The organism is Pseudomonas spirodelae (assembly GCF_034653255.1).
GTDB classification, from domain to species: domain Bacteria; phylum Pseudomonadota; class Gammaproteobacteria; order Pseudomonadales; family Pseudomonadaceae; genus Aquipseudomonas; species Aquipseudomonas spirodelae.
On the sequence record NZ_JAYEET010000036.1, the window covers coordinates 77,006 to 91,063 of the forward strand.

At 62.3% G+C, this 14,058-nt stretch carries 14 protein-coding genes; 9 read left to right on the forward strand and 5 right to left on the reverse strand.

From position 1 onward, the window contains the following. Nucleotides 1-172: 172 nt before the first annotated feature. The 4 genes from uvrD (at nt 173) to SOP97_RS11155 (ending at nt 5,033) form a co-directional block, all read left to right on the forward strand. A complete protein-coding gene (uvrD, locus tag SOP97_RS11140; protein ID WP_322949235.1) occupies nt 173-2,362 on the forward strand; it encodes a DNA helicase II in 2,190 nt (729 codons plus the stop codon). 32 nt (nt 2,363-2,394) lie between these two features. After that, a complete protein-coding gene (locus SOP97_RS11145) occupies nt 2,395-3,504 on the forward strand; it encodes a TRAP transporter substrate-binding protein (protein WP_274088074.1) in 1,110 nt (369 codons plus the stop codon). 178 nt (nt 3,505-3,682) lie between these two features. Beyond that, nucleotides 3,683-4,525: a Tim44 domain-containing protein gene (locus SOP97_RS11150; protein WP_322949236.1), complete on the forward strand. Its 843-nt coding sequence runs from the start codon at nt 3,683-3,685 to the stop codon at nt 4,523-4,525. Nucleotides 4,526-4,664: 139 nt separating this feature from the next. Beyond that, the gene (locus SOP97_RS11155; RefSeq protein ID WP_322949237.1) at nt 4,665-5,033 is read left to right on the forward strand and encodes a VOC family protein; all 369 of its coding nucleotides are present in this window, start codon (nt 4,665-4,667) and stop codon (nt 5,031-5,033) included. Nucleotides 5,034-5,036: 3 nt separating this feature from the next. Here SOP97_RS11155 and SOP97_RS11160 read toward each other — a convergent pair whose 3' ends face one another. Continuing rightward, complete coding sequence (locus tag SOP97_RS11160) at nt 5,037-5,630, reverse strand: hypothetical protein (protein ID WP_322949238.1); 594 nt, start codon at nt 5,628-5,630, stop codon at nt 5,037-5,039. Between the two features lie 130 nt (nt 5,631-5,760). Between SOP97_RS11160 and SOP97_RS11165 the strand changes: the two genes are divergently transcribed. After that, nucleotides 5,761-6,171, forward strand: coding sequence for an SMI1/KNR4 family protein (locus SOP97_RS11165; protein WP_322949240.1), 411 nt, complete (start codon nt 5,761-5,763; stop codon nt 6,169-6,171). A gap of 16 nt (nt 6,172-6,187) precedes the next feature. Here the strand turns inward: SOP97_RS11165 and SOP97_RS11170 are convergent, their stop codons facing one another. Then, on the reverse strand, nt 6,188-6,856 hold the full coding sequence (locus tag SOP97_RS11170) for a GntR family transcriptional regulator (protein ID WP_322949241.1): 669 nt from the start codon (nt 6,854-6,856) through the stop codon (nt 6,188-6,190). Between the two features lie 210 nt (nt 6,857-7,066). Next, nucleotides 7,067-7,837, reverse strand: coding sequence for an SDR family NAD(P)-dependent oxidoreductase (locus SOP97_RS11175; RefSeq protein WP_322949242.1), 771 nt, complete (start codon nt 7,835-7,837; stop codon nt 7,067-7,069). A 122-nt stretch (nt 7,838-7,959) separates the two neighbouring features. On the opposite strand from SOP97_RS11175, the gene SOP97_RS11180 reads away from it, so the two are divergent. The 4 genes from SOP97_RS11180 (at nt 7,960) to SOP97_RS11195 (ending at nt 12,128) form a co-directional block, all read left to right on the forward strand. Then, entirely contained in the window at nt 7,960-9,351 is a 1,392-nt protein-coding gene (locus SOP97_RS11180) for an aspartate aminotransferase family protein (protein WP_322949243.1), read from the forward strand. 107 nt (nt 9,352-9,458) lie between these two features. Beyond that, the gene (locus SOP97_RS11185; protein WP_322949277.1) at nt 9,459-10,826 is read left to right on the forward strand and encodes a glutamine synthetase family protein; all 1,368 of its coding nucleotides are present in this window, start codon (nt 9,459-9,461) and stop codon (nt 10,824-10,826) included. Nucleotides 10,827-11,208: 382 nt separating this feature from the next. Next, the gene (locus SOP97_RS11190; protein ID WP_274088086.1) at nt 11,209-11,694 is read left to right on the forward strand and encodes an acyl-CoA thioesterase; all 486 of its coding nucleotides are present in this window, start codon (nt 11,209-11,211) and stop codon (nt 11,692-11,694) included. Nucleotides 11,695-11,723: 29 nt separating this feature from the next. Continuing rightward, complete coding sequence (locus SOP97_RS11195; RefSeq protein WP_322949244.1) at nt 11,724-12,128, forward strand: DUF3301 domain-containing protein; 405 nt, start codon at nt 11,724-11,726, stop codon at nt 12,126-12,128. Between the two features lie 28 nt (nt 12,129-12,156). Here SOP97_RS11195 and SOP97_RS11200 read toward each other — a convergent pair whose 3' ends face one another. Together SOP97_RS11200 and SOP97_RS11205 are read right to left on the reverse strand one after the other, a co-directional pair. Beyond that, a complete protein-coding gene (locus SOP97_RS11200) occupies nt 12,157-13,035 on the reverse strand; it encodes an alpha/beta fold hydrolase (RefSeq protein ID WP_322949245.1) in 879 nt (292 codons plus the stop codon). Nucleotides 13,036-13,091: 56 nt separating this feature from the next. Continuing rightward, nucleotides 13,092-14,057, reverse strand: coding sequence for a CobW family GTP-binding protein (locus SOP97_RS11205; protein WP_322949246.1), 966 nt, complete (start codon nt 14,055-14,057; stop codon nt 13,092-13,094). Nucleotide 14,058: the final 1 nt, after the last annotated feature.

Here is a 14,058-nt window from a genome sequence, read left to right on the forward strand (position 1 = left end):
CTAGACGCATCGCCCAAGCCAGATGTGCGTTCACTCACAGGGTAAATAGCTGACTTTTACCGCGTCCGGCCATAGCCCGACTGCGCCCGCTGAGCTGACTCACCAGTCGTCCAAAATAATCGACGCAACAGCCTGGTTTGCCCTGCCCAGCTGCGCCCCCTAGAATGCCGCGATGCAAAATGACCTTGATCAGCGACTCACCTCCCTCAACCCAGCCCAACACCATGCGGTTACCACGCCGCCTGGTCATCAATTGGTGCTGGCCGGTGCCGGCTCCGGCAAAACCCGCGTGCTGGTGCACCGCATTGCCTTTCTGATTCAGCGGCTGGACGTCTCGCCACACAGCATCCTGTCGGTGACCTTTACCAATAAGGCCGCCGCCGAGATGCGCCATCGCATCGAAGATGTGCTCGGGCAGAACCCGGCTGGTATGTGGGTCGGCACTTTCCACGGCCTGGCCCATCGCCTGTTGCGCGCGCACTGGCAGGAAGCCGGCCTGGCGGAAAACTTCCAGATCCTCGATTCCGACGACCAACAGCGCATCGTTAAGCGGGTGATCCGCGACCTCGGCCTCGACGAGCAGCGCTGGCCGCCCAAGCAGGCGCAGTGGTTTATCAACGGGCAGAAGGATGAAGGCCTGCGGCCGAAGAATATCCAGCCCGGCGGCGACCTGTTCCTCGCCACCATGCTGAAGATCTATGAAGGCTACGAGGCGGCTTGCGCGCGCGCCGGGGTGATCGACTTCTCCGAACTGCTGCTGCGCGCCCTCGACCTGTGGCGCGACAAGCCGGGCCTGCTGGAGCATTACCAGCGGCGCTTCCGGCATATCCTGGTCGACGAATTCCAGGACACCAACGCTGTGCAGTACGCCTGGCTGCGCTTTCTCGCCAAAGGCGGCGAAAGCCTGATGGTGGTCGGCGACGATGATCAGTCGATCTACGGCTGGCGCGGGGCTAAAATCGAGAACATTCAGCAGTTCGACAGCGATTTCGCCGGGGCGGAAATCATCCGCCTGGAGCAGAACTACCGCTCCACCGCGAACATCCTCAACGCCGCCAACGCGCTGATCGCCAACAACCAGGGCCGGCTCGGCAAAGAGCTGCGTACCGATGTTGGCGACGGCGAGCCGATCAACCTGTATGCCGCGTTCAACGAGCACGACGAAGCGCGTTATGTGGTGGAAACCATCGAGGACGCGTTGCGCAAGGACGGCCTCAAGCGCAGCGAAATTGCCATTCTCTACCGCTCCAACGCTCAGTCGCGGGTGCTCGAAGAGGCCCTGCTGCGCGAGAAGATTCCTTACCGCATCTACGGCGGCCAACGCTTCTTTGAACGTGCTGAGATCAAAAACGCCATGGCCTACCTGCGTCTGCTCGATGGCCGTGGCAACGATGCGGCGCTGGAGCGGGTGATCAACGTGCCGGCGCGCGGCATCGGTGAAAAAAGCGTCGAGGCGATCCGCGAATACGCCCGCGCCCATGATGTGTCGATGTGGGGCGCCATCAACCTGATGGTCGCCGCCAAAGCCCTGCCAGCCCGCGCCTCGGGTGCCTTGGCCGGGTTTATCGAATTGATCAACAACCTGTCAGCCAAAGCGCTGGACATGTCCCTGCACCTGATGACCCAGACGGTGATCGAGCAGAGTGGGTTGATTGCTTATCACCAGGCCGAAAAAGGCGAAAAAGCCCAGGCGCGCATCGAAAACCTTGAGGAGCTGGTCAGCGCCGCGCGCACCTTCGAGAACAACGAAGACGACGAGCTGAGCCCGCTGCAGGCCTTCCTCAGCCATGCCTCGCTGGAAGCCGGCGACACCCAGGCCGCAGAAAACGAAGACAGCGTACAGCTGATGACCCTGCACAGCGCCAAAGGCCTGGAGTTCCCCCAGGTGTTTCTGGTGGGCATGGAAGAAGGCCTGTTCCCGCATAAGATGAGCCTGGAAGAGCCTGGCCGTCTGGAAGAAGAACGCCGTCTGGCCTATGTCGGCATCACCCGGGCCATGCGCAAGCTGGTGATCACCTACGCCGAAACTCGCCGCCTGTACGGCAGCGAGACCTACAACAAGGTGTCGCGCTTTGTCCGTGAGATTCCGCCGCAGCTGATTCAGGAAGTGCGCCTGAGCAACAGCGTCAGCCGGCCGTTTGGCGCGGTGAGCCGCAATATGGGCGGCGACAATATGTTCGCTGGCAGCGCCGTGCCGGACACCGGCTTCAACCTCGGCCAGCGCGTGCAGCATTCGCTGTTTGGCGAAGGCACCATCCTCAATTTCGAAGGCTCCGGCGCGCAGGCGCGGGTGCAGGTTAATTTCGAGAGCGAAGGCAGTAAGTGGCTGATGCTCAGCTACGCCAAGCTGGAAGCGCTGTGACCAACCGTCCATTCAATTCATAAGGAACCCCAATGATCCGCCGCCCCCTGCTGCTCGCCAGCGCCCTGCTCGCCGCCCTTGGCCTGAGCGGTTGCAAGGAAGAAGCCGCCACCTCGCAGGCAGCAGCAACCACAGCTGCCGCCGGGTCGCCTGCCGCAGAAAACTTCCAGTGGAAGATGGTCACCGCCTGGCCGAAGAACTACCCCGGCCTAGGCACGTCAGCCGAGCGCTTGGCCGAGCGGGTCAAGACCATGAGCAATGGCCGCCTGACCATCAAGGTGTATGCCGGTGGCGAGCTGGTGCCGCCGCTGGAGGTGTTTGACGCGGTGTCGCGCGGCACCGCCGAGCTGGGCCATGGCGCGGCGTATTACTGGAAGGGCAAAGTACCGGCTGCACAGTTCTTTACAGCGGTTCCATTCGGCCTGTCGACGCCAGAAATGAACGCCTGGTTAAGCAAAGGTGGCGGTCAGGCATTGTGGGAGGAAGCCTATGCCCCGCACGGCGTGAAGCCGCTGGCCGTGGGCAACACCGGCATGCAGATGGGCGGCTGGTACAACAAGGAAATCAACTCGCTGGATGACCTCAAAGGCCTGAAGATCCGCATGCCCGGCCTCGGCGGCGAAGTGCTGAGCAAGCTCGGCGCCACCACCGTCAACCTGCCCGGTGGCGAAGTGTTCACCGCCCTGCAAACCAACGCGATCGACGCCACCGACTGGGTCAGCCCCTATAACGACCTGGCCTTTGGCCTGCACAAGGCGGCCAAGTTCTACTACTACCCAGGCTGGCAGGAGCCGCAGGCGGTGCTGGAACTGCTGATCAACCAGAAGGCCTTCGATAGCCTGCCGGCTGATCTGCAGGCGATCCTCACGGAAGCCACCCGCGCGGCGAACCAGGACATGCTCGACGATTACGTCTACAACAACGCCCTGGCCCTGGATCAGTTGAAACAGCAGGGCACCCTGCTCAAGCGCTTCCCTGATGAAGTGCTAGCCGCCATGCAACATGAAAGCACCGTGGTGCTGGGCGAGCTGGCCGGGCAAAACGAACTGAACGGGCGTATTTGGGCCTCGATGCAAGCCTTCCAGGCCCAAGCCAGCCTGATGCATCAGCTGTCGGAGAAAGAGTTGTACAACTGGCGCTAACGCCCTGTATCTCAAGCCTTACAAGCGCAGCCCCTGGGTTGCGCTTGCGGTTTCGCCACAGCTCATTCGTCACTTCAGCGCAGCAAGGCAAAAGCCGGAAACATTCTATGGCTAGCCAGCGCTAACCACGCCGGGCAAGATGCCGCGCGTAGATCCAATAACCAAGAGACAGCCAATCATGCAGCGTTTCCTTAGCATTGCCCTGGCCATGTGCCTCAGCGTCGGCCTGACCATGAGCTTCGACGCCGAAGCCAAGCGCTTTGGCGGCAGCAAATCCTTCGGCTCCGCGCCAAGCCATCAAGCACGTCAAGCGCCAGCCCAGCAATCGGCTGCTCCGGCAGCTGCAGGTCGTCAACCGGCTGCAGCCAGCGGCGCATCGCGCTGGTTAGGCCCATTGGCCGGTATCGCAGCGGGTGGTTTGCTGGCGTCGATGTTTATGGGTGACGGCTTTGAAGGCCTGCAGATCATGGACATGCTGATCTTCGGTTTGATCGCCTTCCTGCTGTTCCGCTTCCTCGCCGCCCGTCGTCGTCAGGCCGGTCCTGTGACCGCCAACGGTGCGCCGATGCAGCGTGAAATGCCTGCAGCCCCTGCCTCGATCTTTGGTGGTAGCAGCGCCGCTGCGGCGATCAAGCCGGTGATCAATGCGCCAGCCTGGTTTAACGAGCAGAGCTTTGTCAGCGCCGGTCGTGAGCACTTCCTCAGCTTGCAGCAGCACTGGGATGCTAACGAAATGGACAAGATCGCCGAATTCGTCACTCCGCAGCTGCTGGAGTTCCTCAGCCGCGAACGTGCTGACTTGGGTGATGGCTTCCAGTCCACCTATGTCGACGATCTCGACGTGCAGCTGGATGGCGTCGATGACCTCAGCGACAAAACCGTCGCCACTCTGACCTTCACCGGCGTGGCCAAAACGTCGCGCTTCGACCAGGGCGAAGCGTTCAGCGAAAGCTGGCGCCTGGAGCGTGCGGCCGGTGATAACCAGCCGTGGCTGGTCGCGGGTATCCGCCAGAACGGCTAATACCGACTGCAACACCGAAAACCCGGGCATGCCCGGGTTTTTTCTGCACGCTCATTCAGCAAACAGATGGGCTAGCGCCGGATTCACTCTGAGCGCAAGCTGAGCACTGCCTGAGCATCACCACCACGAGGATTGAGCAATGATCGGATACGCAATGGTCGGCACCGCCGATATGGAAAAAGCCAAAGCCTTCTACACCCCGCTGCTGGCCGAAATGGGTGCCAAAATCGTCATGGATATCGGCCGCGCCGCCTTCTATGGCGTCGCCCAGGGTCAGCCGATGTTTGCCGTATGCGTGCCCTATGACAAGCAAGCACCTAACCCGGGTAACGGCAACATGATCGCCTTGCCCGGCGGTTCCCGCGAAGGGGTCGACGCGCTATATGCCAAGGCCATCGAACTCGGCGCAACCAGCGAAGGCGAACCCGGCGAGCGCATGCCTGGCTTCTATGGCGCTTATTTCCGCGACCACGATGGTAACAAGCTGGCCTTCTTCCATATGGGCTAACGCTTAGCCCGGATCAACAGGTGTGCCCGGCGGCTTGGCCGCCGGGATCGGTTGCAAGGCCTTATCGCTCCAGGCCTGAATCTCTTCACTGCGCTTACGGCTGTTGAGCTGCGCCCGATCAATCACTTCCTGGTAATCCGCCAGCCAGCTACGTGAGCCGGGCAGCATATTGGCCAGGTCGCGCATGCCCACCTTCAAACCTTGCATCACCTGCTGATAGTCACGCTCTTGAGCCTGCAACACCTTGCTCACTTGAACGATGCTGTCAGGGTTTTCTGCGCGCTCGAACAAACCGGTTAGCTGCGAGGCTTGCTGACTGGCCAGCAACGCTTCCTGATTACTCAGGGCGGTTTGCTGCACCGACAAGCGCTGCTCAAGCGTTAAAACCTGCTGCTCCAGTGCCTCAATACGCGGAGCATCATCGACGCTGAACAGGCTGTAGACATTCAGCCCGGCCGAAATAAGCATAAGGGTGCCGAGCAACCCGGCAACGCCAATAATGAAAAGGCGATTACGTTTGCCTGCCGCAGTCAGCAACTGCAGCCGCTGCTCCTCACTGATGACGCCGTCTTCAGACGCTTGCGTTGGGCTTTTCATGGCAAGACCATTGAGTGACGTTAAAAATTGACGACCACCTGAGCTGGACGATAGCACTTTGCCAGCTTTTTGCTTAGACCCGTCTAGGGTATAAGACGCTCCCGTATTACCTGCAAAAGAGACAACGCCCGTGGAAGAAGTCATCGAACAACTGCGCGAACTCAACGAACCCGTGCCAGTGCCGCTGGAACTTCCGGAAGAAGAAGTACTGGTGGAGATCCAGGAACAGATCCTTATCCACCTGCCCTACGCCCTGCGCGAATACCTGCTGCAAGTCAGCGACGTGATCTACGGCCGCCTGGAGCCCGTGACCGCCGCGGACCCGCAATCGCACACCTACCTACCGGAAGTCGCCGCCACCGCCTGGTCCCTCGGCGTACCGCGCGAGTTCGTGCCGCTGTGCGAAGACCACGGCAACTACTACGTGGTCGAAGAAGACGGCACCGTGCTGCTGTGGGAAGCCGACACCACCGAAATCAACGAAGACGAAACATGGGAGTCGGTCTGGCACTGGGTACGCGACGTGTGGTTGGAAAGCTAAGGCGTCACGCCGCCCGTCAAGCGCGCTCAGGCCGCTTGGCGGTTTGCTCCAGATCCAGCAGGTTAAGCAGAAAGCGTGCGAAGTAGTTCAGGTCTTGCTCCATGGCCTCACGCGCTGCTTTTCCGTCGCCCGCTTCGATGGCACTGAAGGCGTCTTCATGGAAGTCGTTGAGGCGCAGCGACAGGTCAGCTTCGGTGAACAGTCGATTGAAGAACGGCCCCACCTGCAGCCACAGCGACTCGATGCTGCGCAGCAACACTGGGTTACCGCAGGCGCTGTAAAGGTGCAGGTGGAACTGGCTGTTGGCATCCAGATAAGCCTGCACCTGGCGCTGCTCAATGGCCTGATCCATACGCGCCACACAACCGCGCAGCTCGGTCAGGTCAGCAGGGGTCAGCCGTGGCGTGGCCAGTTCAACGGCCAGGCCTTCGAGGGCTAGGCGCACCTGAAAGATCTGCTGGTAGCGCTCGCGGGTCATTGGCGGTACGCGCACCGAGCGCTGCGGCTCGCCTTCCAATGCGCCTTCGGCAACCAAGCGCTGCAAGGCGGCGCGTACCGGCATCGGGCTGGTGCCCCATTCGGCGGCCAAGTCGCGGATTTTCAAGCGCTCGCCGGGCTGAAAACGCCCAGCCAGCAGGCCTTCACGAATACGTTGGTAGAGTTGATCTTGCAGGTTGTCGGCCATGGTTCAGCAGCATCCTTGTGCCGGGGGTGCGGGAAGTTGGGCGAGGGTTAGCGAGCAATTATGCATGGGGTTCTCCGATGTTTAGAAAATGGTCTGAGTGGCTCTGCTAGAGGCAGGCTAGGCGCAGGGGTGCTTGAAAAGCGCAGTTGACTGCAGTCAATGAGCATTTTCGAGTACCCCTGCAACAACGCCTGACCGACGCAGAGGCGCTCAGGGGGCTTTGTTTTCGATTAGGCAGTTACCACCGTCGACCACGATCACTTCGCCGGTGATATAGCTGGCCTCGCGCGATGCCAAAAAGGCCACCGCCGCCGCTACTTCCTCAGGTCGTCCGGCGCGGCGCATCGGTGTGTACTCGGCGGCATGGCGCTCTTCCTCGGTGCTGGAACCCGTAGCAATCCAACCCGGCGCCACGCTGTTGACCGTGATGCCCTGCTTGGCCACTTCCAGCGCCAGGCCCATGCTCAGGCCGAGCATGCCGGCCTTGGCGGCGCTGTAGGCCGCCTCGCCAGGGTTGCTGCCGCGGGTGCCGGTGGTCGAGCTGATATTGACGATGCGCCCGTAGCCACGCGCACGCATGCCCGGCAGCACCGCGCGGGTGAGCAGAAAGGCAGTGCCGAGGTTGCGCGCGATGGATAGGTTCCAGGTCGCCAGGTCCATATCCGCCAGCTCGGCGAACGGCTCGGGGCTGCCTTGCATGGCCATGCCGGCGTTGTTCACCAGAATATCGATCTGCCCCCACTGCGCCTGCGCCCAGTCGAGCAATTCGGCGACCTGCTGTTCATCGGTCAGGTCCGCCGCCTTGGCCCGTGCGTCTATACCTTCTGCACAGAGTTCAGCAGCGCGTTGCTCGACCCGCGCACTGCTGGCGGTCAGCAGCACGCGCGCACCGGCACGGCCCAGGCGACGAGCAATCGCCAAGCCGATACCCGACTCACTGCCCGCACCGCTGATCAGCGCAACTTGTTGTTCAAAGACCATTGCTCAACATCCTGTGATCACAAATGTGGCGTTAATCTAGCAATAAAGCCCGATCAAACCAACGCTTGAGTTTTCTGTGATCACAAAATAGCATGTGCGGATATTCGAACGAGGTGTTCAACATGACTGCCAGTGGTATCAGCCCATCCGCCGTAGCAACCTTTGCCCAGCGCGAGCGCGAACGTTTTATTGCGCGCAACCCGAAATCCGTGGCCCTGGCCGAGCGCGCGCGCAACTCACTGTACGGCGGCGTGCCGATGCACTGGATGGCCGACTGGTCGACGCCGGTGCCGCTGTTCGTCGAACGCGCCAAGGGCGCACGCTTCTATGATGTCGACGGCCACGAATACATCGATTTTTGCCTGGGCGACACCGGCACCATGTTCGGCCACTCGCCGGACCCGATTGCCAAGGCCATCGCCGAGCAAGGCAACAACGGCCTGACCACCATGCTGCCGGGTGAAGACGCGGTGGTCTGCGGCGAGCTGCTGGCCGCGCGCTTCGGCCTGCCGTTCTGGCAGGTCACCGCCACCGCCACGGATTCTAACCGCTACGTGCTGCGCTGGGCCCGCGCGATCACCCAGCGCAAGACATTACTGGTGTTCGACGGCTGCTACCACGGCACCGTGGACGACGTGATGGTGCGCTGCATCGACGGCGAAACCGTGCCACGTTCTGGCCTGCTCGGCCAAGCCTATGACCTGACCGAGTACAGCCGCTCGATCCCGTTCAACGATGTGGCGGCGCTGGAAGCCGCGCTGGCCCAGGGCGATGTCTGCGCCCTGCTCTGCGAGCCGGCGATGACCAATATCGGCATGGTCCTGCCCGAGCCGGGCTTTATGCAGCAGTGCCGCGAGCTGACCCGCAAGTACGGCGCGCTGCTGATCATCGACGAGACCCACACCATCTCCACCGATATGGGTGGCTGCACAAAATTGTGGAACCTCGACCCGGACTTCTTCGTGGTCGGCAAGCCGATTGCCGGCGGCGTGCCGTGCGGCATCTTCGGTTGCAGCGCGGCGATGGCCGAGGCCATGACCGCAGCACGCAAAAAAGCCAGCGAGAACAGCCACGGCCACGGCCACAGCGGCATGGGCACCACCCTGTCGGCCAATGCCCTGGCCATGCACTGCATGCGCGCCAACCTGGAACAGGTGATGACCCCGGCCGCCTACGCACACATGCTGCCGCTGGCCAAACGCCTGGCCGATGGCTTCCGCACGCTGATCAGCAAGCACGACCTCAAGTGGTCGGTGACCGAACTGGGCGCGCGCAGCGAATTCCAGTTCTGCCCGGTATCGCCGAAGACCGGCGCCGAGGCCGAGGCGGCGTTCCACGACGAACTGCAGATGGCCCTGCACCTCTATCTGATCAACCGCGGCATCCTTATCACCCCGTTCCACAACATGACCCTGTGCTGCCCGAGCACCACGGCGGCGGATGTGGACCAGCTGATCGGCATGCTCGACCAGGCTCTCACTGAGCTACTGGCCATCCCCGGCGCCCGCGAGTAACCCCGCCGACAGATACCGTAGGATGGGTTGAGCGCAGCGATACCCATCAGAGTGCATCGATGGGTTACGCCGCTTCGCGGCTAACCCATCCTACCCAGGACACCGCCATGCAATGCGCCGATATTCAGGAAGCCCATGACTTCCTCGCAGCCCACCCCGAAGTGCGTCTGATTGAGCTGATGCTGATCGACGCCAACGGCATCCCACGCGGCAAGTTGCTGCATCGTGACGAACTGCTGGCCATCTACGAGAACGGCCGACCGCTGCCCAGCTCGATCCTGGCGCTGACCATCCAGGGCGAGGACGTGGAGGAAAGCGGCCTAGTCTGGGAAGTCGCCGACGCCGACTGCTGGACCTACCCGCTGCCCGGTAGCCTGACCCTGCAACCCTGGCGCACCACGCCGACCGGCCAGCTGCAGGTGAGCATGCACCCGACACAGGGCCTGCCGGCCGCACCGGCCGATCCACGGCATGTGCTGATCCGCGCCATCGACCGGCTGAAGGGCGACGGCTACCACCCGGTAATGGCGGTGGAGCTGGAGTTCTACCTGCTGGATAAACAGTGCGACGCCAACGGTCGCCCACAACCGGCGCTACAAGCCAACGGCGTGCGCCCGCAAGCGCCTCAGGTCTACGGCGTGTACGAGCTAGAGCAGTTGCAGCCGTTCCTCGATGACCTCTACAGCGCCTGCGAAGTGCAGGGGCTGCCGGTGCGCACGGCGATTTCCGAATACGCCCCGGGCCAGGTCGAGCTGACCCTGGAACACCGCTTCGACGCGCTGCAGGCGATCGATGAAGGCGTGCGCTACAAACGCCTAGTCAAAGGCGTAGCCAATAAGCACGGCCTGCAGGCCTGTTTTATGGCCAAGCCGTTCGGCGATCAGGCCGGTAGCGGGATGCACATGCACGTCAGCCTGGCCGACGCCGACGGCAACAATCTGATGGCCTCGGAACACCCACATGGCACGCCGCTGCTCAAGCACGCCATCGGCGGCATGATGGCCACGCTGAATGATGCCCTGGCGATTTTCTGCCCCAACGCCAACTCCTACCGCCGCTTCCAGGCCAACAGCTACGCGCCGCTGGCCAAGAGCTGGGGGGTGAACAACCGCACCGTGTCGTTCCGCGTGCCGGGCGGCCCAGCCAAGAGTCGGCACGTTGAGCATCGCATCTGTGGTGCCGACGCCAACCCATACCTGGCAGCGGCGGCCATCCTTTCCGGCATTTACCACGGCATCACCAACCAGATCGACCCGGGGGAAGGAATCATCGGCAACGGCTACGAGCAAGCCCGCGAAACCCTGCCGACCGACTGGCTCACCGCCCTGCGCGCCCTGGAAAATTCGGCCTGGGCCAAACAGGCGCTGGGCGAGGAGTTCCTCAAGGTGTTTCTGGCGATCAAGTGGGCCGAGTTCCGCCAGTTTATGGGCGAAGTCGGCGAACAGGACTGGCGTTGGTACCTGACCCACGCCTGATCAGCAGCAAACCGGTATCCGCCGGTGTCGGCTGCATTTACATATCGCCAACACACTGCGCCCACCCGCAGGAAACCGCGGGTGCAGGCGCACGGCTTGGGCTTTCGCCAGGTCTCGCTTGCAGGCCCGGCGAGCTGGAGCACAGCCTGCAACTGCAGGCCTGAATAGCCGTCAGATTGGCGAACCGCGTGGCTATGCCGAGCATACCGCTTACCTGCCACCTGCGCAGGCGCTGGAAACCACAATGCCCTAAGCCGCAGCGGTGCCAAGCAGCCGTTGCGCGGCAAGGCGCTTGCTTATGGTTTGTCGCAACCAGTACCGTGACGGGCGTGCAGCGCGTCACAGCGCCTACACGCTCCATCAGCCCGCCACAGAGTGCCCTATGCAAGCCGGAACCGCCCAGCTGTCGATGACCGTCCTGATGACCCCGGACATGGCCAATTTCTCTGGCAATGTTCACGGCGGCACCCTGCTCAAATACCTCGATGAAGTCGCTTACGCCTGCGCCAGCCGCTATGCCGGTTGCTACGTGGTGACCTTGTCGGTGGATCAAGTGATTTTCCGCGAGCCGATCCATGTCGGTGAGCTGGTGACCTTCCTCGCCTCGGTCAACTACACCGGCCGCACCTCGATGGAAATTGGCATCAAAGTGATCACGGAAAATATCCGCGAGCGTTCGGTACGCCATACCAACAGCTGCTTTTTCACCATGGTTGCGATGGATGAGCAGGGTAAGCCCGTGGTTATTCCGGCCTTAACCCCCGACACCCCGGACGGCCTGCGCCGCCAGCGCCAAGGCCTGCAACGCCGGCAGATTCGCCATGAACTGCAACAGCGCTATCAGGCGCTTAACCAAGCAGAAGGCTAAGCCATTAGCCTGCTGCTGCCGGAGCCTGCATGATCGACCTCTTCGATGTGTTTCTCGTGATGCTGTTCGCCACTGTCTGCGCCTGGCTGTGGCACGCCCATGGCCTGCGTGAACACGCGCTGGCGCTGGTAAAGCAGCACTGCGCCAAGGCCGACATCGAGTTGCTTGATGAAAATGTCGCGCTGCGTCGGCTCGCGCTATTGCCCGATGCACGGGGCCGCAAACGCCTGGCACGGGTGTATGGCTTCGAGTTCACAGTGACCGGCGAGCAACGGCATATCGGCAGCATCACCTTGTTCGGCAAGCAATTGGGACGGATCGAACTGGCCCCGCATCCATTTCGCGAACCGCCCGCGCCCAGTGCCCAGGTGATCGAAATGCAGCAATGGCGCAGCCAGCGGCACGACGCCGATGACAACACGCCGCGCCACTAAGAGCGCTTATCCTCGCCGCGACTGATGACTAATCACGCTGCAATAAAAAGTGCACCACGCGAGCGGCGCTGTCGGCCGGTTGCTCTTGCATAAAACAATGCCCGCCCGGCACCACATGGGCACTGACATGGCCATTGCTGGCACACCAGCGCGCCACCGACTTAGCCACAAAGGGGTAACTGTGCTGCCCGTACAGCACCTGAGTCGGCGTTGTCACGTTGCCCAGCGAGGGCCACAAGCGCTTGGGGTATGAGCTGAAAATATCCGCTTCGCGGCTCGGCCGGCATTTCAGCTCGACGCCCTGTTCGCCGTCTTTCAAGGCGTGCTGGATATAGGCGGCAAAGGCTTCTTCGGTCCAGCCACGAAACATCCCCCGGCCGTGCAACGCCGCGTGTGCAGCCGCGCGGTCTGGCCAACTGCTGCGCCGCTTGAGCGCCTTGCTGGCGAGAGTGGTGCGCCGGCTCAAACCGACCACATCGGACAACGCCATCACCCCGATCATCGCCGGGCTGAATAACACCGGATCGAGCAACACCGCACGCTGGAACAGCTGCGGTTGCTGGGCCAGCATCAGGCTGCTCAGTACCCCGCCAAAACTATGGCCCACGGCAAACACCGGCACATCGCCATAGCGCTCACGCCCCAGCGCAAACGCCTCCAGCGCCAGCTCGGCACTGCGGTTCCAACCATGAAAGCGCCCGCCATGATCACTCTCGCCATGGCCCTGTACGTCGCACAGCCACAGGTCGAAGTCTTCGCTGAGCCGTTGCAACAAGGGCGTATAAACCCGCCCGCAATAACCATTGCCGTGCAAAAAATGCAGCAGCGGCTTGCCCGAAGGCGGCGTATGCCAACCGCGCAGGGTGAAGCCCGCCGAGCAGTCATGGGACCAGGGAAGCAATTGCATGGGCGCTATCCAGAAAAAAGTGGTCGCAGTTTATCAACACCCACTGGCCTTTCGCCTCAGGGCAGCACGCATTGCGCAAACGCAGCCTGCAGCGCCGGCACATCCTGCGCCTCGCTAAAGATCAGCTCCAGCCGCGAGTCCTTGCGCCATTCGCTGGTTTGCCAGTGCAGGGCCTGGCCGTTCAGGGCGTTGGCGGATAGCCAGCCGGCGCTGCTGTGCAGCACCAGCTTGGCGCGGCGCCAGGGCAGGCCGCTTAGCCACTGCTGGACGCGCAGCAGCTCAAACTGCTGGCTGGGATGCCAGCGCCAGCCGATGCTCCAGCCTTCGACCTGTTGCTGAATCTGGCAGATTGGCTCATTCGGACTGCGCCACAGCTGCGGCAATGGCGCAGCTGCCGTGGGCAGATTATCCAGCGCGCCGCCGCTCTCGGCCTGGGCGCTAAAGCCAGGCAGCGCTGCCAGTGGCAGTGCGCCCTGACGGGTCCAGTAAATCGGGCGTGCCGGCAGCTGCGTTTGGATGCGCGCCTTGGTTGCATCATCCAGCCCTTCGGCCTTGTTCAGCAGCAACAAGCCCGCGCTGCTCAGGGTTACCTGCTGGCTGTCCGGCAACGCAACACCTGCCGCCAGCACATGAGCGTCGAGCACCAGCAGCGGCTCTTGTACCGCCAGCACGCCAGCCCAGGGCGCTTCGCGCAACTGTGCGAGTAATTGCAGCGGATGGCCGAGGCCGGAGGGTTCGATCAGCAGGCGATCCGGTTTGGCTTTGCGCAACAGGCGGCCAAGGCCAACCTGAAACGGCACGCCGTTAACGCAGCACAGGCAGCCGCCCGCTACTTCGCCCAGGGCCACGCCATCGTCGTCAGTGCTCAGCAGCACGGCGTCCAGACCGATCAGACCGAACTCATTGATCAGCACCGCCCAGCGTTCATGCGTCGGCCGCTGCGCGAGCAGATTTCGGATCAGGCTGGTTTTGCCGGCACCGAGCGGCCCGGCAATCAGATGGGTGGGGATATTTTTCAGCATG